Source organism: Mucilaginibacter sp. P1_D10, from assembly GCF_056406215.1.
In genome coordinates this window covers 395,469-415,784 of record NZ_JBFUAP010000005.1, presented here as the reverse complement: position 1 = coordinate 415,784, position 20,316 = coordinate 395,469, and the positions used below count along the sequence as shown (strand labels likewise).

Annotated in this window: 13 protein-coding genes; 4 read left to right on the top strand and 9 right to left on the bottom strand. The window is 41.8% G+C overall.

Features of this window, described 5'->3' with window-relative positions:
• Positions 1 to 435: 435 nt before the first annotated feature.
• Positions 436 to 705, top strand: a complete 270-nt coding sequence (locus AC1DYT_RS10555; RefSeq protein WP_477469574.1) for a hypothetical protein — start codon at positions 436 to 438, stop codon at positions 703 to 705.
• Between the two features lie 320 nt (positions 706 to 1,025).
• On the opposite strand, the gene AC1DYT_RS10550 is transcribed toward AC1DYT_RS10555, so the two are convergent.
• From AC1DYT_RS10550 to AC1DYT_RS10525, 6 genes are all read right to left on the bottom strand, one after another.
• On the bottom strand, positions 1,026 to 1,496 hold the full coding sequence (locus AC1DYT_RS10550) for a nuclear transport factor 2 family protein (protein WP_477469573.1): 471 nt from the start codon (positions 1,494 to 1,496) through the stop codon (positions 1,026 to 1,028).
• 16 nt (positions 1,497 to 1,512) lie between these two features.
• Positions 1,513 to 2,553, bottom strand: coding sequence for a serine hydrolase domain-containing protein (locus tag AC1DYT_RS10545; RefSeq protein WP_477469572.1), 1,041 nt, complete (start codon positions 2,551 to 2,553; stop codon positions 1,513 to 1,515).
• Between the two features lie 637 nt (positions 2,554 to 3,190).
• Positions 3,191 to 4,255, bottom strand: a complete 1,065-nt coding sequence (locus AC1DYT_RS10540) for a hypothetical protein (protein WP_477469571.1) — start codon at positions 4,253 to 4,255, stop codon at positions 3,191 to 3,193.
• Complete coding sequence (locus AC1DYT_RS10535; protein WP_477469570.1) at positions 4,248 to 5,909, bottom strand: restriction system-associated AAA family ATPase; 1,662 nt, start codon at positions 5,907 to 5,909, stop codon at positions 4,248 to 4,250. Before AC1DYT_RS10535 ends, AC1DYT_RS10540 begins: the two co-directional genes overlap by 8 nt.
• Positions 5,906 to 7,312, bottom strand: a complete 1,407-nt coding sequence (locus tag AC1DYT_RS10530; RefSeq protein WP_477469569.1) for a restriction endonuclease subunit S — start codon at positions 7,310 to 7,312, stop codon at positions 5,906 to 5,908. Before AC1DYT_RS10530 ends, AC1DYT_RS10535 begins: the two co-directional genes overlap by 4 nt.
• Positions 7,312 to 8,970, bottom strand: a complete 1,659-nt coding sequence (locus AC1DYT_RS10525) for a class I SAM-dependent DNA methyltransferase (RefSeq protein WP_477469568.1) — start codon at positions 8,968 to 8,970, stop codon at positions 7,312 to 7,314. The genes AC1DYT_RS10530 and AC1DYT_RS10525 overlap by 1 nt, the downstream gene beginning before the upstream one ends.
• 351 nt (positions 8,971 to 9,321) lie before the next feature.
• Here AC1DYT_RS10525 and AC1DYT_RS10520 point away from each other — a divergent pair, with 351 nt between their 5' ends.
• The gene (locus tag AC1DYT_RS10520; RefSeq protein ID WP_477469567.1) at positions 9,322 to 9,750 is read left to right on the top strand and encodes a VOC family protein; all 429 of its coding nucleotides are present in this window, start codon (positions 9,322 to 9,324) and stop codon (positions 9,748 to 9,750) included.
• A 429-nt stretch (positions 9,751 to 10,179) separates the two neighbouring features.
• Here the strand turns inward: AC1DYT_RS10520 and AC1DYT_RS10515 are convergent, their stop codons facing one another.
• Positions 10,180 to 14,385, bottom strand: a complete 4,206-nt coding sequence (locus AC1DYT_RS10515; RefSeq protein WP_477469566.1) for a hybrid sensor histidine kinase/response regulator — start codon at positions 14,383 to 14,385, stop codon at positions 10,180 to 10,182.
• A 166-nt stretch (positions 14,386 to 14,551) separates the two neighbouring features.
• Between AC1DYT_RS10515 and AC1DYT_RS10510 the strand changes: the two genes are divergently transcribed.
• Complete coding sequence (locus tag AC1DYT_RS10510) at positions 14,552 to 14,710, top strand: hypothetical protein (protein ID WP_477469565.1); 159 nt, start codon at positions 14,552 to 14,554, stop codon at positions 14,708 to 14,710.
• A 1-nt stretch (position 14,711) separates the two neighbouring features.
• Here AC1DYT_RS10510 and AC1DYT_RS10505 read toward each other — a convergent pair whose 3' ends face one another.
• Positions 14,712 to 16,502 carry a PAS domain-containing protein gene (locus AC1DYT_RS10505; RefSeq protein ID WP_477469564.1) on the bottom strand — a complete coding sequence of 597 codons (1,791 nt, stop codon included), beginning with the start codon at positions 16,500 to 16,502 and terminating at the stop codon, positions 14,712 to 14,714.
• A 24-nt stretch (positions 16,503 to 16,526) separates the two neighbouring features.
• Positions 16,527 to 18,089, bottom strand: coding sequence for an ATP-binding protein (locus tag AC1DYT_RS10500; protein ID WP_477469563.1), 1,563 nt, complete (start codon positions 18,087 to 18,089; stop codon positions 16,527 to 16,529).
• Between the two features lie 216 nt (positions 18,090 to 18,305).
• Here AC1DYT_RS10500 and AC1DYT_RS10495 point away from each other — a divergent pair, with 216 nt between their 5' ends.
• Positions 18,306 to 19,976 carry a PAS domain-containing protein gene (locus AC1DYT_RS10495; protein ID WP_477469562.1) on the top strand — a complete coding sequence of 557 codons (1,671 nt, stop codon included), beginning with the start codon at positions 18,306 to 18,308 and terminating at the stop codon, positions 19,974 to 19,976.
• Positions 19,977 to 20,316: the final 340 nt, after the last annotated feature.

The following is a 20,316-nucleotide window of genomic DNA, read 5'->3' as shown; positions in this document are numbered from 1 at the left end:
GGAGCCGAGTTAAAAGTTAAGACAACTAATAGAGACCGTTCTGTTGAGAAACAGCTACCATTATTCTGACAAACCGCCGTATGCCGAACGGCACGTACGGTGGTGTGAGAGGACAGCAAGGGAAATAATCCCTTGCTTCCTACTCGATTGAATTATGGGCAAGCGGGCCGCGCTAAGCAGGGCTCCGCTTTGCTGCGGCCCTTTTGCCAACGCGCGGGGCTGATGCAAGGGGCAAACCCTTATTATCTAACGCGGGGAAGAGCGTGTAATCCGTTAATGCTGAGCGATAGCTTATTGTGGGCTAAAAAGATTGTCAGCAGGGCAGGATAAGTCTTTTTGCCCGCCTTGAAGGCCGTTATGTCTTGTTTATATTTGACAGTTTTTGTATATTTATATTTAATTAAGTGTTGTGTAACATTATAAACCTGATAGAATATGACAGCCTTAGAATCGGAAATAACTTTACAGGAAAAGAAAATCGCTGCTGCATTTGAAGGCCTCCGTGCTAAAAAATTCGAGCAGGGGTTACCTTTCCTGATCCTATCCGACGAACTGCCGGAAGGCCAGGCTTACCGGGAATACGCGAACGGTAAAATGGAAGTTCAGGAGGTTTACGAAGAAGACTTCGCGTTAAAATCAAAAATCGTACGATTGGTTGCTGAAACTGAAGCAGCCAGGGTAAGGTTAATACATGGACTACACTAGACCGACGCTATTGGTGGTTTTGTGAGGTTCGTTAGCGTGGACGCCTGACCGGGCGAGGGGGGCTCGCTAAGACGGTAGGGGAGAAAGCCCCCCAACGCAAAAGAGGCTGCCCCAGCAGGAACAGCCTCTTTCAATATCAGGTAAGTAACCCAGCCAGGCGCGATGCAGCGCAGGAACGTGGCGTACTCGTGCTCTCCAAGCTAATCCACTACGCAAGCCGCTCTGCTTGCCGAAGATTGCCGCGCTGCGCTCGCAATGACGTTGGTGTTATGGTAGGCGTATAAAAGCAATAGCATCTGTTAAAAGTTTCCCATGCCCTCTTAGTGGCCGTAGGTAATCTCGCGGGTTACCCGCCAAACGCCATCTTTCTTTTGCCATATCTGCATGAATTTATAGGTGAACGACTGCAGCTGGCCGTTTTCGGTGTGTGAGAATGTGTGCTGCCCGGTTTCGATAGCGCCGAAATCCTTGATGGGGTAAACTTCCATTGTCCCTGGAATTAATTTACGGTTCAAGGTGTAGCTCATTTTAAACAGCCCCCCGAAAGCCTGTTTTGCCTGGTCAAAGTTCCGCACGCCGGTATTGTCCTGGTAAAGTTCCAGGCTGGTATCGAAGTAATTCATCAGCTTGTCTAAGTTACGGGCATTAAAGGCGCTAAACTGCAGGGAATCCTGCTGTGCAATCTCGTTGAACAATGGGCCGGAGGTTTGGGCCGCAGCGCGGTTACCTGTGAAAAGGGCGGCAGTCATTAAAAAAAATGCTGCAGCAAAATACTTGTTAGTTGTTTTCATATTATAGGTTTTGATGTTAATTTTTCATTTCGGTAGTAACGATGGCATTTCCCTGTTCCTTTAAAAATCCCTTCGCCAGGTCGGTATATATTTGAGGGCCATTATCGGAATTGGTAAAGATCAATAAGGCACGCTTCGACCGGGGTAAAACAAAGACGATGGTATTCGCTCCCGGATCGATACCGCTGTGCGATAAGCCAAGTTCTCCGCCCAAATCCGGGTAAACCGCCCAGCCCAATCCTATGAATTTGTTATCCTTGATCCTGGATAAGCGGCTGGTCATCTGCTGATAAAGTGTTTTGGAGAGGCCGGCGCCGTTCATTACCCAAACCATGAACTTGTTATAATCTGCCACGGTTGTTTTTAGTTGATCGGCTGCACTGGGTTCGGTGTTTTTAATAATTTCCAATGCTTCGCCCTTGTTGTTGTGGGCAAGGGCAAAATGATTCAGCATAGCATCTTTCCAGGTGAAATGGGTATCGTTCATATGCAATGGCCCGAATATCAGGGAATCTGCCAATTGTTCCAGTGAGCGGTGAAACTTCTTTTCGAGGGCGTGCCGCAAGTATTCCATCCCTTCGCCAGAATACTGAAACTTTAGGCCGGGCTCAAACTCAAAGGCCAGCTTTTTCGACGGCGTTTGCCAGCGCCAGTTGGGAAAGCCCGTTTGGTGTGTAAGGATATGCCGCGTGGTGAGCCTTTTGCTCCGCGGGTCGTCTGCAACATCCGGGTCGGTCCAGTAACGGCAGATGGGTTCATCCAGGTTCCATTTACCGGAATTAACGAGGCGCAACGTTACCATCGCCGTTATTGTTTTGGTGACCGAAGCTACATTGAATACCGTATTAGCCGGAGCAGGTACGCCCGTTTTAAGCTCACCATATACTTTTGATAGCATTACTTTGCCATTATCAATAAACCCTATGCCTAATGCCGGGATATGCTTTTCCTGCATCAGTCGTACAATAGTAGAGTCGGCTACCTGCGCCTCCGCTGCCGATGTATAAAGGAAAGCCCACGATAATAATGTGATAATTTTAAACAGAGATCGGTTCATGCCAGGTAATATTATATAATAAAACTGAAATCGAATAAACCAACTTGATGCCGAAAATGCCATCCTTTGATTAGCAGGTAATTAGCGTTAAGCCGGCCGGAAGGCTGTATCGTAAGCGGACGATCATCGTCCGTTTATAAGAGAAGGTATTTGCAGTCTGGTTAGGCGTTCACTGCCTGACATGGCGGCAAGGGATAAAAAGGGCGAAATTTGCGTGGAATGGCCGTGTTGGGTTAAAGGACGCGTGGCCTAGCCGCAAAATCTTGTTCAGTTTTGTCCAATAATTGCGCCTGTTTTAGCTGTGGGTTTCCAGGAAATTCCAGGGTGGTTTGTGTGGTGAAGGTTCGTAGTAAAATCCGGCGGGATACTGACGTTTTGGTTTTATGGCGGTGCCTTCGGCCCGGGCTATGCAGGGCTGCGCTGCGCTCCGGCCCCGTTTCCTCCGCTCAATACCCACGCGCCGTGGCTGCCCCTTACTATCCCTACCGCGAATGCCGGTTTGGTTAAATGATTGAGTTGTTTAATTAATTTTGGCTGGTTAGGCACGGGAAGCGTTTGCCCGCTTGCCCACTCATCATTCTCGCGCCAGCTGAGATGCCGAACGTAAAAGTGTTCCAGTTAAGTAAGCAACATTTTATTACAACCGATGTATTTTAGAGTGCTTAGAAACCTCATCCATGGCTCTAATTAAATGATTATAAGATTTTAAATTTTTCAAATACCCGGACTTTAAAAACCCTAAATATTTGTCTGAATCTAGTTCAACCACTTTGTCGAAAGCGGCAGAAAAGGTGTCGGTCCTGACATCTGGATCTCTGTAAATTTTTCTGACATCATCTAGCCAGCTTACACGATTATCAGCTACTTTATTGAAATATCTATCCTTAATTTTAAAAATAATATCCCAGGAGTCTATTCTATCATCTTTTGGATTAAGGATAATAGTTATATTTTTTTTATCGATGAAGACACCTTTGTCTTCGACTCTATTAATTAATTTAGTTAAAGAATTTTTATCTACGTTAACGTCCACTTCAATCTTCGGATGATTTGCTGCGAATGGATAAAAAACCTTTCGGCCATTTTGTATTATATCGGTTGAACCTTTGTAATCAGAATTACAGCTATGGCACAATGGAACTAAATTGTCAAAATTAATTACTGAAAAGGGATAATGTAGTTGTGGTAAGTAATGATCATACGGCGAATAGCCTTTGGAATAATATGTTTTGAAATCTCCAAAGCCGCAGCATGGACAAAGACTAAATTTGTTTTCTAATATTAATTCATCGTAATAAGATTTTTTCGTTCCATACTTTTTCCATATTAGCTTCCACCCCAAAAACTTAGTATAGAGGCATTCAAAAAAAGGTATTAAAATAGACACCAATTCTGGACGCAATGTGCTTAAAGGAATTGGCTGTATGTCACCACTACATAAATCTTCAATTTTGTTATTGTTTATGAACGCACTTTTAAAATCATCTCGTTCTTGTTCAGACAAACTTTTACATACACTGTAGATTGAACTAATCTGCTCCCTAAACCACTTATATTTAACTGACAATGCCTTGAGTTCGGGATTCAATCGGGTTTGACATCGTTTATTGTCAGCAACACTCCATACATTTATAACTAAGTACTCAATTAATTTTTGAGAACCGTAAATATTGTTTTTTATTGGAACGTATGACTTAAACATTGGAACTCTCTAATTCGTTGAGTTTAGCAAATAATAAAATTTTCTCCATCGAGTCACCTAAATGGTAAGTTCGCCGTTTGAAGTTTTCAACTTCAACTGAAGATAAAAATTCTCGCGTTTCGATTTCTTTTAGAATGTTTTCTATTTCCTCACGAGACAAATCCCCAATAGTATTATTCCTTTTAAAAATATTTTCCATGATGATATCTACTGAGGTACCGTATGTTCGAAAATTAGTATCCATTGCGTTAATGGGTTGTTTGCCTTTTTCAAATACAATAACTTTATCCGGAAAGCAATCAGAAATTATAAAAGGGGAATGTGAAGTAATAATAATTTCCTTCATTAAATTTTTACTATTACTCGCAGCAAGACTTTTTTGTAGAGTTCTGACAAATTTGGATCTCCAATCAGGATTAAAGTGCGTCTCCGGTTCATCAAGCAGTAACAATGAAGATTTACCTTTTAACATTAAGCATATACCCAGGGTATGGAGAAACTGCTGTTCTCCGTCTGATAAATTTTTCATCAGAAGCTGTATGGGTTTTCTTGTGATAGGGTCTTCTTTTTGTATATAATAATCAAGGAAATAAAACACTTTGTCTTCTGGTGCCGGTGACGGCACTTTCCCATCGGTATAAAACCCTTTTGACTGGTAAACATCTACTTTTATTTTTTCAGTTACTGTCCTATAATTTAGAGTATATAAAATTTGGAAGGCGCGAAAGAGCTGAAATATGCCATCTGGGAAATTCGCTTTAAACGCGGCAGAAGTCGCAACATTTACCCAAAAATCCATTGTGATACCTTTTCTATCTTCAAAGTATGAGGTCGAACAATTCTTAAAAGCAGATAGTACAGCTTGATATTGATCTAATAATTTAGAATCCCCTTCTGCATGATGGTTGAGGTGCATTCTAAACCGCTGAATCCCACTTATTTTTAACTCATCTTTTAAAGGCTTAAGGACGCTACTATCTTGAAATATTAAATTAGATAAAAGAACTGCTTGGCTCATTTCATAATCTATATAAATTAGATTACTCTCTGGCTCATAATAACGTTCTCTTTTTCTAACTGATTCGCGATATTCGTCATAATGTAAAAGTCTCGATTTCAAAAATGGGATACTTAAAATTTCATTTTCACCTGAAGAATAGCCGATGACAAGATCAGGAAGATGCTTTTTTGCTTCCGCTGGTATTTTGGAATTTTTAACAGCTACGACGGTGACATTAATAGGTACTTTGGCAAATGGATACGGCTGGTGCGTCATTATCGGGATCTCGCCAACTTCCTTGGTAATGATAACCCGGGTTAAATTATCAATAGAGCTTTCCTTATTTTTATCATATTTTATATAGTATTCTAGTTTGAAAGAATTGGGCTTGCAAAATTCTGGTTTAAATTGATCTAGAAATATTTGGGGTTGGTTTACATTTGCGCAAGATTCTAGATGATAAAAAATATTAGCTAATGCTTCAAGAACATTAGACTTTCCACTACCGTTTAGACCAGCAAAACAAAACGGATTAAAAAGCTCCCAATCGAGATTATTTTCACTCTTTTTGTCGAATGGATTGCGAAATTTTAAACTAAAGCCCTGCTTTATACTCCCAAATTCAGAATTTATGTCCAATCGTAATAGCTTCATTTTTTAAGTTTAAGTTTTATCTCGCCCTTTTCGAAAACTTGAATAAGGGTACCGTCTTCTAACAAAGGATATGTTTTTTTCCAAGCGATATCGTAGTAGCCATATTCTGAAAATTTTATTGCGTCTTTTGACATTAAATTCAAAAGATATTTAAGTCTATCACCTTCTTTTAAGTCCTCGATTTTCAACGATTGAAGAATCTCTTCAAAAACCTTTTCTTCATCGACATTTTTGCCATCACTAAATGTTGACTGTAAAAAAGAATCAGACAGTGTATTCATTAAAGCCAAAGATTGCTCGCTTTTTTCCTTCTGTAAACTTATTTGTTGAAAAATTCTTTCAAATTTATTTTGTAAAGCCTCATCTGTTTTTATGACTTGTAAGTGCTCTAAAGCATTTTTACTGACCATCTGTTTCTGACCATTACTTGAGAGTTTTTGGATTTGATGTTTCAAATTTTTAAACAAAAAATAATGGTAGAATGGATTTTTCGTAGGTACAAAAGCGTTAATTTGTTGATTAAAAGCCAGTTGTTCGATAGCCATGACACAATCACCAAGCCTGTTTTTGCTACCTGTTATTGAAATTATTAACGTTGAATTTTTCTTTACAATTCTAGCTATTCGCTCCCCTTCAACGGATAATTTTTCATATGATGGCTTGTTATAAAAATTTTCACTCTGAATATTGTCACTTTTTATCCAATCTATACCAGTAAGGTCTTCTGTGTAATAACGATCATCCTTTTTAGGTGGAGTACTTCCAGTAACAATTTCTCCAAGTGTTTTAAGTTGTACTTTTTCCCATGATTTAGGGTTCAAGATCGGGTCACCAAACATCTCCAAAAACACAGACCGTAAATAATCATCCCAAAGTGAAATAGCTTCAGTTCTATTACTTATAAAATCTTGAATTTTATTTAGCCTGGCGACTATTTTTGATTGTTCAATGATTGGAATTATAGGAATCTTAGTTTCAGCCAAACGGGCTGGAGGCAAAAAATCAATGCCAGTAGTCCGCTGTGCAATTTTCCCCATATCCAACAAAGTCAAATAATAATATAGGTAGTAATTATTCAGTCTATTGTTGTCGATTACTTCTAAAGCGCAAATATGATCAACTATGGAAGCCTCAATTCCTAAAATAGCTCTATGATTAAGCGATACAGATCCACTTTTCGGCAACAAAATTGCCCCTTTTTTAATCTTTTTAAATCCATTCTTCTCTGCATAATTTTCGTTCAAAAAAGTTTCTGTAATTACCAAATTTGTTGTGTGATGGTATTTGCCAAGGTCTCGCATTCTTACAAATGGAATCCCAACTTTATCAAAAGCTATATCCTTTTGCGGGTTTGGTTTGCCATTAATTATTTTACAAAGTTCACCTAATTTTATTCGCTCCATCAAGAAAGATTAATTATATCATTTAAACTTTGTTGAATTTCTTGCTCTAAGGTTTGTAATTTTTTGAGTATCGATTCAGATGAAACAAATTCCTTAGGTGTATAGGTGAAATCTTGATAAGCATTGAAATTTAAAAGGAATCCCTTTTCTTTAATTTCCTCAAAAGGAATACTAAAATGTTCTAATTTCCTATCAGACTGGATTACTTTACTTCTTTCCTTCCAGCTCTCTATAACTTTTGGCAGAGGAGACTCTTTCATGCGTTTTCTATTACTATCCAACGAATATCCATCTGATTCCATCTCATAAAACCAAACATCAATGTCTTGAGGCTTATCTATGCCATTTTTAAATTTCCGTTTAGTGAAAATTAAAATAGACGTTTTAACACTCGTATATGGTTGAAAAACTCCGCTCGGTAAAGAGATAACGGCGTGTAAGTCACAATCCGTCATTAAAATTTCGCGAATGATTTTATAAGACTTTCCCGAGTTGAATAATACACCTTCCGGAACAATAACAGCTGCGCGTCCACCTTCCTCCAACATGTAAATTATTCTTTCTAAAAAAAGTAATTCTGACTGTACAGTTTGGTCTTTTCGTGTTTTTTTATCTGTTTCAAAAATCGGAGGATACGTTCTATCAATATTTGAGCTAATGCCAATGCTATCTATTTTGCCTGTAAAGGGTGGATTCGCTAAGATATATTTATACTGACCTTGTATTTTATTGTCTGGAATGGAGTACTTGTCTTTGAAACCAAATTGAACGCAGATTCGATCGCCTTCCAAGCTTTCGTAGTTTGAAGATAAAGAATCTAAGTAAATTATATTGGGTTTATTGATGCCGTGCATCATCAAATTCATTACTCCAATTCTAACCATTGTTTGGTCGATGTCAAAACCGTAAAATGTTTTCTCGGTCAAGATTTGTTTTTTCATTTTATTAAGCTTGTCACCATCAATACCTTTATTTAAACCATCATCATCCAAGTTTACTTTTTTTGAATATTTTGTAATTAAGTATTGGTATGCCCCAACCAAAAACCCCCCCGAGCCAGAAGCTAGATCGCAAATTTTCCCATCCAAGTCAGGATCTAGTAATTCAGCCATCAAATGAATAATGTGTCGAGGCGTACGAAATTGGCCATTCTTGCCAGCCTCGCTTGTGTGTTTTAAAAGATGTTCATAAACATCTCCTTGAATATCATTAAAGTGTTGGTTATTCTTTTCTGTTTCAAAGTTTATATCTCTATAAATATCGTCAATGAAATTCATTGCATCTTTAAGCAAAGGCGGTTTATTTATTACAAAAACGGCGTCAATCATCGCTTGCGCAAATGGTTCATCTTGTTTACTTAAATCGAACTTAATAAACTTGAACACGACGTCTTTGACATGATTAACCAATTTTGTTCCTTCATAACTTTGATAATAACTCCATTTAAGCTCTTCACGAATAGTGGGTTTAAAATTTTCCAATCGTTTCATAAATAGCAAATAGGATATTTGTTCTATAGCAGTTATCGGATTTGAATGTCCTCCAGCCCAAAGTCTATCCCAAAGTGTCTGGACTTTGTTCTTTATTTCTTGTGTTAGCATTTGCTTTAAATCTATTCTAATATTTGAATTTATACAACAAATATATTGCTGTTTCATTCTGCAATTGGATACTTATTTAGCACCTCCACAAACCTACCCACTATCCTAATAAACTATAGGCATTTTTTCTTTTTTTAATTTAGCTATTTTTATGTACTGGTCTTCCTATTAGCTATCAAAATCCTTTAGAGATTTCCCAATGAAACTATATCTTTGAAAAAAGCCTTATGCCGATGGAAGTAATTTTTCTCCCCTGCCCGTCCTGGTAGCCACGCCTGTATGCAAATGTTCTTCAGCTTCCATCCCATAGGATATTTGATGTATAAATATTTTTCCGATATTTAACATCATAACTCCCAGCGCTTTACCCGGCGTTTGCTCCTAGTGCCTAAAAATGATAACGGGAATATGGAAACAGCCCCGCCCAATATTAAACTGGCCGTACCATTTTTTATGGTTACGGATATGGAAGCGTCCCTTCGTTTTTATACGGAAGGGCTCGGCTTTAAAATGACTAACCATTGGACACCCCGCGAAAAGATAGAATGGTGCTGGCTGGAGCGCGATGCCGTATCGGTAATGTTGCAGCCGCCGCGCACACGCAATGAAGAGCAACGCGGTCCGCTCGGCGGTGGCCTAACCATCAGTTACCAATGCGCCGACGCGCTGGCCCTGTACCGTGAGTTTACCACAGCAGGCCTCACCGTACAGGAACCCTTTGTAGGCAATGGCCTATGGGTAGTAGCCTTAAAAGATCCCGATGGTTACCGTATTGAGTTTGAAAGCCCAACCGATGTAAAGGAAGAAACGAAATATTCGGAATGGGTAGGGGCTTAAACAGATTAACCAACTCGTCATTGCGAGCGAAGCGTGGCAACCATCGGCAGGCAGAGCGGACTTGTTCAACGACTCTGCCTGACGGACCTGTTTTTCGGACCTGAATCCCGAGGATTGCCGCGCTATCGCTCGCAACGACGTTGGGTGAATTTGCGGCGCTTCGCTCGCAAAGGTTATCGATTAGCCCGTCAGCGTGGACGCTGACAAAGGTTTACAGTCAGGCGTGGACGTCTGACTGGGCAGTGGAGATTAACCACCTCGTCATTGCGAGCGAAGCGTGGCAACCATCGGCAGGCAGAGCGGACTTGCTTATCGACTCTACCCTGGCGGACCTGTTTATCGGACCTGAATCCCGAGGATTGCCGCGCTATCGCTCGCCATGAAGTTGGGTGAATTTGCCACGCTTCGCTCGCAGTAATTACGTTGGGATCAGGCTCCCCCCGAATTACTTTCCTGATTAATCCCTTTGCTCCATTTTTCTAGCACAGTGATGATCTCGTTCAGTTTCATGGGCTTGCTTAGGTAGTCGTTCATTCCGGCGGCTATGCAAATATCGCGGTCCTCGGTCATGGCGTTGGCGGTGAGGGCCACTATAACGGGCTGCACCTCTAAATGCTCGCGGATAAAGCGCGTGGCTTCCAGCCCGTCCATCTCGGGCATTTGGATGTCCATCAGGATGAGGTCGTAATTGCGCTTAGCCACGGCCTCAAGCACCTCGTGCCCGTTTGCCGATACATCTGGGTTATAGCCCATTTTTTTCAGAATGTGCGATATCACCTTTTGGTTTACGAAGTTATCTTCGGCTATTAAAATATCCATCGGGTACCGCTCGGCCATATCTTTTGAGAACTGGTTGATGATAGCCGGCTGAACGGTTTGCGGCGCTACTTCAACATCCTTCAACTGATCAACAATGTGCTTATAAAGCATATGATGTTTGGCGGGTTTGGTAAGCACCGTGTTAAACAGGTGTGTAACGTTTTTGAGCTGCTCGCTGCCGATAGAGCTTAGCAGGATTAGCGGGATTACGGTATCCCTTTTACGGATTTGCTTTGCCAGTTCTATGCCGTCCATCTCCGGCATATTCATATCCGTAATAGCCATGTCGAACTTTGCGCCCGAGCTGATCAGTTCCAAGGCATTTGCCGCCGAGTTTGCCAGCACAGGGGCGAAGTCCCACTGCCTAAGCTGGGTATCCAAAATGCTTAGGTTAGTGGCGTTATCATCAACAACCAGTATGGTTTTGTTTTTTAGTTTTTCTGAATTTAAATTTACATAAGTGCGCTCAGCTTTAACGCCCGGTTTTACTTTAATAGTAAACATAAAAGTTGTGCCTAGCCCTTCAACACTTTCCACGCTAATGTCTCCGCCCATCAGATTGATGAGTTTTTCGCTAATGGCCAGCCCAAGCCCGGTGCCCCCGTATTTCCGGGTGGTGCTGGAGTCTACCTGCGAAAAGGCTTTAAACAGCCTGCCCAGCTTATCGTTGGGTATGCCAATGCCGGTATCCCTGATAGAAAATGCCAGGGTAAGCTCGCCGTTTTCGTCGCTGACGGATTTCACCTCGGTAAATATTTCGCCGCGCGTAGTGAATTTTATAGCGTTGCCAATCAAATTGATAAGCACCTGCCCAAGGCGCAGCGAATCGCCAATTACTCGGGAGGGTACAGTTGGCGCTATCTGGTAAACGAGGTCTAAATTTGTACGGGAGGCTTTCTCGGTAAAAATATCAAGCACGTTTTCTATACATTCCCTCAAATCAAAGTCGTTCTCCTCCAGTTCCATCAGCCCGGTTTCTATCTTCGTGAAATCCAGTATATCGTTTATCACTTTCAGCAAAGCATCACCGCAGCTTTTTATGGTTTCGGTATACTCATCCTGTTCCGGCGTCAGTTGGGTGTTGGATAGCAGCGTTGCCATGCCTATTACACCATTCATCGGGGTTCGTATTTCGTGGCTCATGGTGGCCAGGAAAATACTTTTGGCTTTATTGGCGTTCTCGGCCTGTTCTTTGGCCATTTCTGCCTCTTCCCTTGCCTTTTCTGCTGCCTCGCGCGAGTTGCGCTCTTCTATAGTTAATTTGGCCAGGCTTTCGGTACGTTCCTTTACCTGCTGCTCTAAAACCAGCTTTTGTTTTTTTATGGTTTTAATACGGAATTTGATAAGCCCGTATATACCCAATATTACAAACATAATTGCCAGGGTTTCAAACCACCAGGTGAGCCAAAACGGAGGTACTATCTCTATTTGCAGCGGCGAGGCAACGGGCGACCAAACCCCCGCATTGTTTTTATACTTTATTTTAACGTTGTACACGTTGGGCGGCAAATTGGTGTAGTTAGCCTCGTTTTTGCTGCCTACATAGTTCCATTCCTTATCAAAACCTTCCAACATGTAAGCATATTGTTTTTTATCGGCCGAGGAGTAATCTAACGATGCAAACTCAAATGAAATTACAGATTGTTTGTAGGATAGCCGGAGGTGCCGGGTATCGCTGATGGTTTGCTTTAAGGGCGATAAATCCGTATCGCCCCTGGCTATTTGTAAAGGTTTATTGAATATAGAAAAGCTGGTGATTTTAATAGGGGCAACAATTTTTGATTTGATTGCCTTTGCGGGATAAAAAACATTAAAACCGTTAATGCCGCCAAAGTATAACCTGCCATCAGAGCTTTTTAAGGCCGAGTGCGGTTTAAAATCGTCGCCTTGCACGCCATCTTCGGTAGAATAATTTGTAAAAGACCTTTTTTCGGGATCGAACCGGGTAATGCCGCCGTTGGTGCTTATCCATAAAATACCAGCATTATCCTCTCTTATGGCGTAAATGATATCGCTTGGCAACCCATCTTTTTTAAAAAAAGAAGTGAACCTGTTTTTATCCGCATCGTACAAATTCAGCCCCGATAACGTACCCAACCACAGGCGCCCTTTACTGTCTTCAAATACCTCGGTTACGCCATTATTGCTAATGCTGTTCTTCTTTTCATCGTGTCGAAAATGCGTAAACGTATCGTTATTGCGGTTTAAGAGTTCCAGCCCTGCATCAGATGTACCTATCCATAAGTTACCCCGCCTGTCTTCGCATAGGGAGTATATCCTGTCGCTGCTTATGCCGTTGGGTTTATTAATATTGTATTTGTAATGCTTAAAAATACCGGTGGTGTGGTTGTACATGTCCAGCCCGTCGTTAAACATGCTTAGCCAGGTGTTTTTATCGCGGGTGTGTAAAAGGTAGTAAACATTGTTGCCGCCAATGCCATTTGGCTTTAAAGAGTCTCTTTTAAAAGTTTTAAACAGCCCGGTGGCAGGGTTTAAAATACTGAGCCCGTCGCCCCAATGCCCCACCCAAATATTGCCGTCGCTGTGTTGTTTTATAACCAGAACGTAGTTTCCCGAAATGCCATTTTTACCGGGCAGCTGTTTTTTGTAGCTGGTGAATATGCCGGTAGCCGGGTTAAAACGGTTTATGCCCCCACCGTCGGTGCCTATCCATATATTTTTGTTCCGGTCTTCGGTAATATCCAGCACAAAGTTGTTCGATAGGCTTTGCGGCGATGAGTTGTGGCGGTATAGCCCAAAAAGCGATGTTGATTTTTTGTACAGATTTATGCCTCCGCCAAAAGCGCCAACCCACATATTGCCGCTACGGTCTTTGCAGATACCGTATATTGAATTGCCGTTGATGCTGTTGTTGTCAACCTCATCATGCGTATAGGTGTTAAACTGATTGGTTTTATTGTTTAAAATGCATAGTCCGCCATTTTCGGTACCTACCCATAAATTACCATCATCATCGTTATTTAAACTGTATATGGCATTGCTGGAAATAGAGTTTTGCACTTTATCGTTATGCAGATAATGCGCCAACAAATTTCTGTTGCTATCTAATACAAACAAGCCTTCCTCCTGCGTACCTATCCACAAACGTTTGTGTTTATCTTCAAAAATACAGGTTACGTTTTTTGCCGAAACGTTGCTTTGCCTTGTAAAGGAGTTGGTTTTTGCATTGTACAGGCTTATGCCGCCTTTTGCTGTGCCCACCCATATAGCATGCTGCGAATCCTGGTAAACGGTACGGGGATTGTTATCATTTAAACTGGCCGGATTGTACCGGGAGTATAAATGATGCGTAAACTTCCTTTTTTTTATATCGTAGTGGTCAAGGCCGCCGTTTTGGGTAGCTATCCATAAGTTACCTTCGTTGTCAACTATGAGGCGGCTAGTAACGTTGCTGGATAGGGAATTAATATCCTTGTCGTTATGCATAAACCTAACAAAGGTGCTGGTGCGGCGGCTATACATATTTAGCCCGTTTTGCGTGGCCAGCCATATGTTGCCGTTCTGGTCTTCGGCCAGGTCGTTGATCATATTGTTGCTAATGGAATTTTCGTCCTTAGCATCATTACGGAAAGTGAGGAATTTGTAACCGTCGTACCGGTTTAAGCCGTTGCGCGTACCTACCCATATAAAACTCCGGCTTCCCTGTATTATACAGTTAACGTTAATTTGGCTAAGCCCCTGTTCGGTGGTGATATGCTCAAATTTCAAGCTCTCGTTCTGCGAAAACGAGTAAAAGGGATTTATTAATAATAAAAACAGCAAAATTATTTTTGCAGTAATAATGCGTGCGCACATATAGCGATGATTACAAGAGTCTCAAAAAAAAGGGGTTCGTAAGCTATGGTTATAATAAAGTTGGTATACGTATAGGTTTTTTTTAGGTTGCTAAATTATTTCTAACCACCAAATTACGCTTTCAAAGTTATTACAGGAAGGAAGTTAATGAATTTATTTGTTGCTATTGAAAGCATTAGGGCTGTTGGCGACCCCGCCCAACCATGCGTGGACACCTGCCTGGGCGGTAGAATACAACAAGGTACGCACCAACCCTTACGCCTCCTTCGACAGCAGTGCAGGCAAAGATTACGAAGACGGCTTGCCAGGTTTAGGAGACCTTTAAATTAAATAACAAAATTAATAGTTGTTGTAGCGCCGAGGCCCTCGCCGTCGCTGGTTATTGTAAACGAGCCGCCATGGCTATCTATGATAGATTTGCAATTGTATAAACCGAGGCCTGTACCACTCGCTTTGGTGGTAAAGCCTCTTTTAAAGAACTTTTTGGCGGTTTCGGCATCGAAGCCTTTGCCATTATCGGCTACTTTTAATTCAAACCCTTTGTCTGTGGTAGATAAGTAAACCTCAATTGTTTTTTGCACTTTCTCAAAGTCGATAGCCTCGATGCTGTTTTTAAGGATATTTAAAATTACCTGCATTAGTTTGGTGTGGTCGCCTTTGATAATGTATTCTCCTGGTGCAATGCTCAGCTTTAACCTGATGCCTTTTTTTTCTATAGAGGCTAAGAGCATGGCCTTGCAATCTTCTAATATACTCACCATGTTAACCGCCTTTCTTTCCTGCGAGCCTTCGTGCCCGCGTACAAACTGCCGTTGTATGCTTAAGATATCCTGTATATGCGCCAGAATGTTTACCAGCTCGGTAACTGAGCCGGTTATTTCGCCCTTGCTTTCTGTTTGAGATTTGTAAATGCTCTCTGTTAATGATACCAGGGCCTTTGCTTTGTCGGGGCCTATAGCCGCCTCGAACATGGGCCGCTGGTTGCTGATAAATAATGCCAGGTTTTTGGTGTTATCTACATTATAACGGTCCATAACCCGATTAATGCGGTTGAGGTACGAGCCAAAACCAACCAAAGCGTTACCAATATCGTGCAGTACTTCCGATGCAATTTCAAACTTGCCCTGGGCTATTGCTTTTTCCAGTTCGTGTTCCTTTTGGGCCAGCAGCTGTGTGTTGGCCTCTTTAAGGTCGGCCGCCTGCTTACGCAGCTCTTCCGATTGCAGGTTTAGTTCATCATTAAGCTTGTTTAAGGCTTCTTCATCCTGCTTGCGTTGGGTTATATTATGCCCTATACCCAATAGTCGTTCCACTTGCCCAAGTTCGTTGCGTACGGGTACTTTCGACGTAAGCAGCCAACGTTTGATGCCGCCTTTATCAAAAAAGAACTCCTCCTTATCCATTATGGCCACGCCGTTCTGCAGCACCTGCATATCATCCTGGTAACCCCGCAGCCCTATATCGTTATTAAAAAGCTCGAGGTCGGTTTTTCCTATTACATCGGCTTCACATGTTGCCCCTATGGCAATTACATCTGCTACATTGGCAATAATTTTACGGCCATCGGCATCTTTTATATAAATGGTATCGGGCAACTTATCAATCAGTGTACGCAGTAATATTTTTTCCAGCCGCATGCCTTCCTCTGCTTTTTTAGCTGCAGTTACATCAGTATGCGTGCCTATTACCCTGTTGCTTTTATGGTTATGTTTATCTGCCACAAACCGCCCTCTCGACCATATCCACACCCAACTTCCGTCGGCATGCGCCATTCTAAAAAAGCTTTCGTAAGGTGTATGGTCTTCACCCCGGAGGTAGCTTTGGAAGTTTGCGGTAGCTTTATCACGGTCTTCGGGATGGATAAGGTCTATCCATAATTCTTTTAAGTTTCCGCTCCCGCTATTATCGAAATCATTTAAACTTCTCCCCAATAGAGAAAAATAAACTTCATTACAGTTTAAGAACCCCGTTTCGGTGTAATACTCCCATGCCCCGGTATTTGATGCCGCAATAAGTTCGCGGTAGGTTTCAATCGTTTTGGTAAGCTCGTCTATAGTTTCAGATGAAGGGGGTGCAGTTGTTTGCAGCCTGTCGCCAATTAGTTCAAAATTATCCATGCTGTAATAACCTTATAAATACTACTAAAGTGGCAGGCTGATTACAAACACAGCGCCTCCGTTATTTTGTACTTTTATACTCCCGCCATGGGCGGTTATGTATTGCTTCACAATGGCAAGCCCCAGGCCCGTACCGCCGGCTTTTTGCCTGGTTACAAATGGGTCGAACAGGGTGGCCGCTATCTCATCAGGTATGCCGGGCCCGTTATCTGCTACGCGTAATTCTACATTACCATACTGTATGCCTGCGCTTATGTTAATGGTAGGGTTCGGTGTCTTATAGTCGTGCAGCGCATCTATCGCGTTATTTACCAAATTGCTTAGCGTACGGCGCAGTTTGCTTTCATCGCCATTTACAAATAAGTCATCCGGCACATCCACATTAATTACTTTGCCGGCAATGCCGTTATGGGCTTCGGCCAGCTTAACAGCCTCCCACGATATTTTATTTAAATTAACGGGGATTTTCTTTACCGGGGTGTTGTTGATAAAATCAAGGAAATCATCAAATATCAGCGAGGCCTGCTCCGCCGATTTATCTATTAAAGCTATCAACTCGCTTTCCACGCCGTCCTCGCGCATCATATCTGTCATCAGCCTGATGTTTTTTATAGGCGTACGCAAATCGTGCATAACCATAGCGATAACCTGGCCCACCGCAGAGAGCTTCTCTTTTTGTATTAGCTTTTCGTTAAGCTCGGCATTCCGGATAGCCTGCGCAGCATTCTGTACAAAAAGCTTTAACATGTACATTTTTTCGGTTTTTAGCCGCTCGTTTTTTTTCAGCAAAGCAAATACCGAATAGGTATCCAACCGGGCCAAAACCAGTTCATCTACTTGTATTACTTCATCCTTTTCTATTTGTATGCTTTTTACGCGGTCAATCAGTTCCTTTAGGTTTATCTTCTCTTCAAGCGCGCCTATCGAAATGATTTTTTCGTAGGCAAAATCATCGTCGAGTTTACCAATAAGCGCAAGGTCTGTATCCAGCGAACCAGCCAATTGATCAAGAATATTTTTTAACAGCGAAGTAAGTTGCAGTTTATTTAAGCCTATCGATGATATCGATTCGATAAGCTGTTCAAGGTTTCGTAACTTATTATAATCGGTAACCGCTTTTGTTGCCAGTTGTATAATTTCTTCGGGGGCATAAGGCTTACAATGGTACCCCACGTTTTGGCCAGCCTGTTCAACAATTTCTTCTATCGATCGGTCGCTGTACGCAGTAATAAAAATAATCTCAGCCTTCATGTCGTACTTGCGTATTTCCAACGCCGTTTCTAAGCCGCTCCAGCCGGGCATACGCATATCTAAAAATATCACCGCGTATGGCGTGCCGTTTTCAACTGCTTTTTTTACAAGCGCTGCACCGTCCATTCCATTCGATGCCTTATCTACCGTAAACTGGGGCATGCTTGCTGTGCGGCTTGCCAATAAAGGCTTGGGCGTGTCAAAAAGGATGTTTACCGCAAGATTTATGCTCTCCTGGTCTTCATCGTTATAGTGGGGCACCAAAATATCTTCAATATTATCGCGCACCAACTCTTCGTCATCTATCACCAACACAGTGGTATTCGGTTTATTCATAATTTATAATTTAGAGGCTAAGCACTTTTGATGGCTTGTAAAAACTTTTACGTAATTGCTTTGATATAGTTTAGGTATATTGCAAATATCGGAACACCGCTATTCACGGCAATATGGATCAAGACTGGCCGTCGATTAGTTGTTGAATTTTTATAATGCTCAACCTTAATTAATTATTTACGTAAAAGTAAACTCCCTGCAACCCCCGGACACTTAATGAACGACTGGCTACGCAAATACAAAAAGACAATTAAAGGCCGGCAGGCCCTATCATACGCAACCGCCAAAAGCCCGCTTATTTATTGGAAAAATCAGCTTTTTTTTGGTTTTTTATTGTATTGCCTTCCTTTTTGTTTTATAGCTGCTATTCCGGGCATCTACATGTCGCTAATTAATGGCTATATCAACATTGCCATTGTTGATATTACATGTGTACTGATTATTGCTATTGTAACATTTGCAAACCGCTTACCACTGCGGTTACGCAAATTGAGCATAATAAGCGTGTTTTATTTCCTTGCGGTGTTTCTTATCGATACACTGGGCTATTTCGGGCCCGGCGTATTTTATTTATTCGCTATCACCATCCTGTCGGCTTTAATATTTCAAGTTAAATATGCCTATTGGAGTGTGGCAGCCAATACGGCATTACTCCTGTTTTACGCCTTAAATATCCAGATTCATTTTTTCGAAAGCGCACTTAACCAGGAGTACACCGCCGGGAAATGGATCGCCTTCAGCTCTAACCTTACCTTCCTAAGCATTGTGCTGGTTATGATGATACACCATATTTTCAGGAGCTTAGAAACAACCCTTGCTAATAAGGATGTACTGCAGGAACGGTACAAAAGCATGTTTAACCTTAGCCCCTTGCCCATGTGGCTGTTTGATACCCAAACATTCGCATTTTTGGATGTAAACGAAGCTACCGTAAGACATTATGGCTATTCGAAAGATGAATTTTTGAAAATGACCATTAAGGACATACGCCCTGCCGCAAACTCGCTAGAGTTAGAGGAACTGGTAAAAAACAACCAATTATCGGGCGAATTTTATGCCGGCAACGCACAGCACGTTAAAAAAAGCGGGGAAGCAATATTTGTTAATATACAAAGCAATTTTTTCTTGCTCGAGGGTAAAAAAGTTAGATTGGTACTGGCTGCCGACATAACCGAGCAATTGAATAGCGAAGTTGAAGCGTTAAACGCCACTTTAAAAATAAAGGAATCAGAATCGAATTTGAGGGCTATTTTTAACAGTACCAACGATGGCTTTGTATTGCTAAACTCTTTCTATTGCATAAAGCAATTCAACTCGAAGGCAAAAAACTACATCAAGCTGGGCACAGCGCCAGAGGAATTTGAAATTGGGAAAAGTATTTTTGATTATGTTGAGGCACCGAGGCTTAAAGGGTTTCAGGAATTAATTAAAAAAGTGTACGCAGGCGAAATAGTTGAATACGACAGAAAGTACGAAGCCGCAGACGAAGAACTGACCTGGATACGCTACACAATAACGCCGGTTTACGAGGGCGATACCATAAAAGGCGCCTGTATATGCGGGCGCGATATAACCACGCGGAAATCTTACGTGGAAGCAATTGAGCATCAAAATAAAATATTCAGGGAGATATCGTGGATGCAATCGCATTTGGTGCGGGCCCCGCTGGCCCGAATCATGGGGCTGACGACGATGCTGACCCATCCTGCGGATGATATGGAGCAGGCAGAGATACTCAAGTACTTAGAAATATCCTCGCAGGAGCTTGATGATATTATCAGGCGGATTACCAGTCAATCAGATATCATTACCCATAAATACCTGGCACCGGGTACGGGCACCCCTCCCCAAAACAATTCTTATTCGGAAAGATCGCCCGCTTCTTAAGCCGGTACGGGCCTGCCAACTGCGCATTTTCACAATACGGTTTGCGTGGTTGATAGGGGTAGTGTTTTGTCCGGTTTTAATTTATAGAAATGTCTGAAAAAAACCGGGAAATTGAGCCCGCCCGGGAGAAACACACATGCCGTTATGTTGCCTCTGCCACTTGCTTTAATTAGCTAAAATACCGTTAAAAATCTTCGTTTTTCGGAGATTTTTCGGTGTTTTTACGCTTTCTTATGGATTTTTCTGTGCAGGGATAAAAAGAATGAAATTTGCATGGAATGGCCGTTTTTGGTTAAACGCCCCGTGGCTGGGCTGCAAAATCTTGTCCAGTTTTTTCCAA

What these genes read in the sequence shown, in the direction of transcription:
- AC1DYT_RS10545 (WP_477469572.1), bottom strand. Translation starts at nt 2,553, where the DNA reads ATGAACCGATCTCTGTTTAAAATTATCACATTATTATCGTGGGCTTTC.
- AC1DYT_RS10500 (WP_477469563.1), bottom strand. Translation starts at nt 18,089, where the DNA reads ATGAATAAACCGAATACCACTGTGTTGGTGATAGATGACGAAGAGTTG.
- AC1DYT_RS10550 (WP_477469573.1), bottom strand. Translation starts at nt 1,496, where the DNA reads ATGAAAACAACTAACAAGTATTTTGCTGCAGCATTTTTTTTAATGACT.
- AC1DYT_RS10505 (WP_477469564.1), bottom strand. Translation starts at nt 16,502, where the DNA reads ATGGATAATTTTGAACTAATTGGCGACAGGCTGCAAACAACTGCACCC.
- AC1DYT_RS10530 (WP_477469569.1), bottom strand. Translation starts at nt 7,312, where the DNA reads ATGGAGCGAATAAAATTAGGTGAACTTTGTAAAATAATTAATGGCAAA.
- AC1DYT_RS10555 (WP_477469574.1), top strand. Translation starts at nt 436, where the DNA reads ATGACAGCCTTAGAATCGGAAATAACTTTACAGGAAAAGAAAATCGCT.
- AC1DYT_RS10535 (WP_477469570.1), bottom strand. Translation starts at nt 5,909, where the DNA reads ATGAAGCTATTACGATTGGACATAAATTCTGAATTTGGGAGTATAAAG.
- AC1DYT_RS10540 (WP_477469571.1), bottom strand. Translation starts at nt 4,255, where the DNA reads ATGTTTAAGTCATACGTTCCAATAAAAAACAATATTTACGGTTCTCAA.
- AC1DYT_RS10515 (WP_477469566.1), bottom strand. Translation starts at nt 14,385, where the DNA reads ATGTGCGCACGCATTATTACTGCAAAAATAATTTTGCTGTTTTTATTA.
- AC1DYT_RS10495 (WP_477469562.1), top strand. Translation starts at nt 18,306, where the DNA reads ATGAACGACTGGCTACGCAAATACAAAAAGACAATTAAAGGCCGGCAG.
- AC1DYT_RS10520 (WP_477469567.1), top strand. Translation starts at nt 9,322, where the DNA reads ATGGAAACAGCCCCGCCCAATATTAAACTGGCCGTACCATTTTTTATG.
- AC1DYT_RS10525 (WP_477469568.1), bottom strand. Translation starts at nt 8,970, where the DNA reads ATGAAACAGCAATATATTTGTTGTATAAATTCAAATATTAGAATAGAT.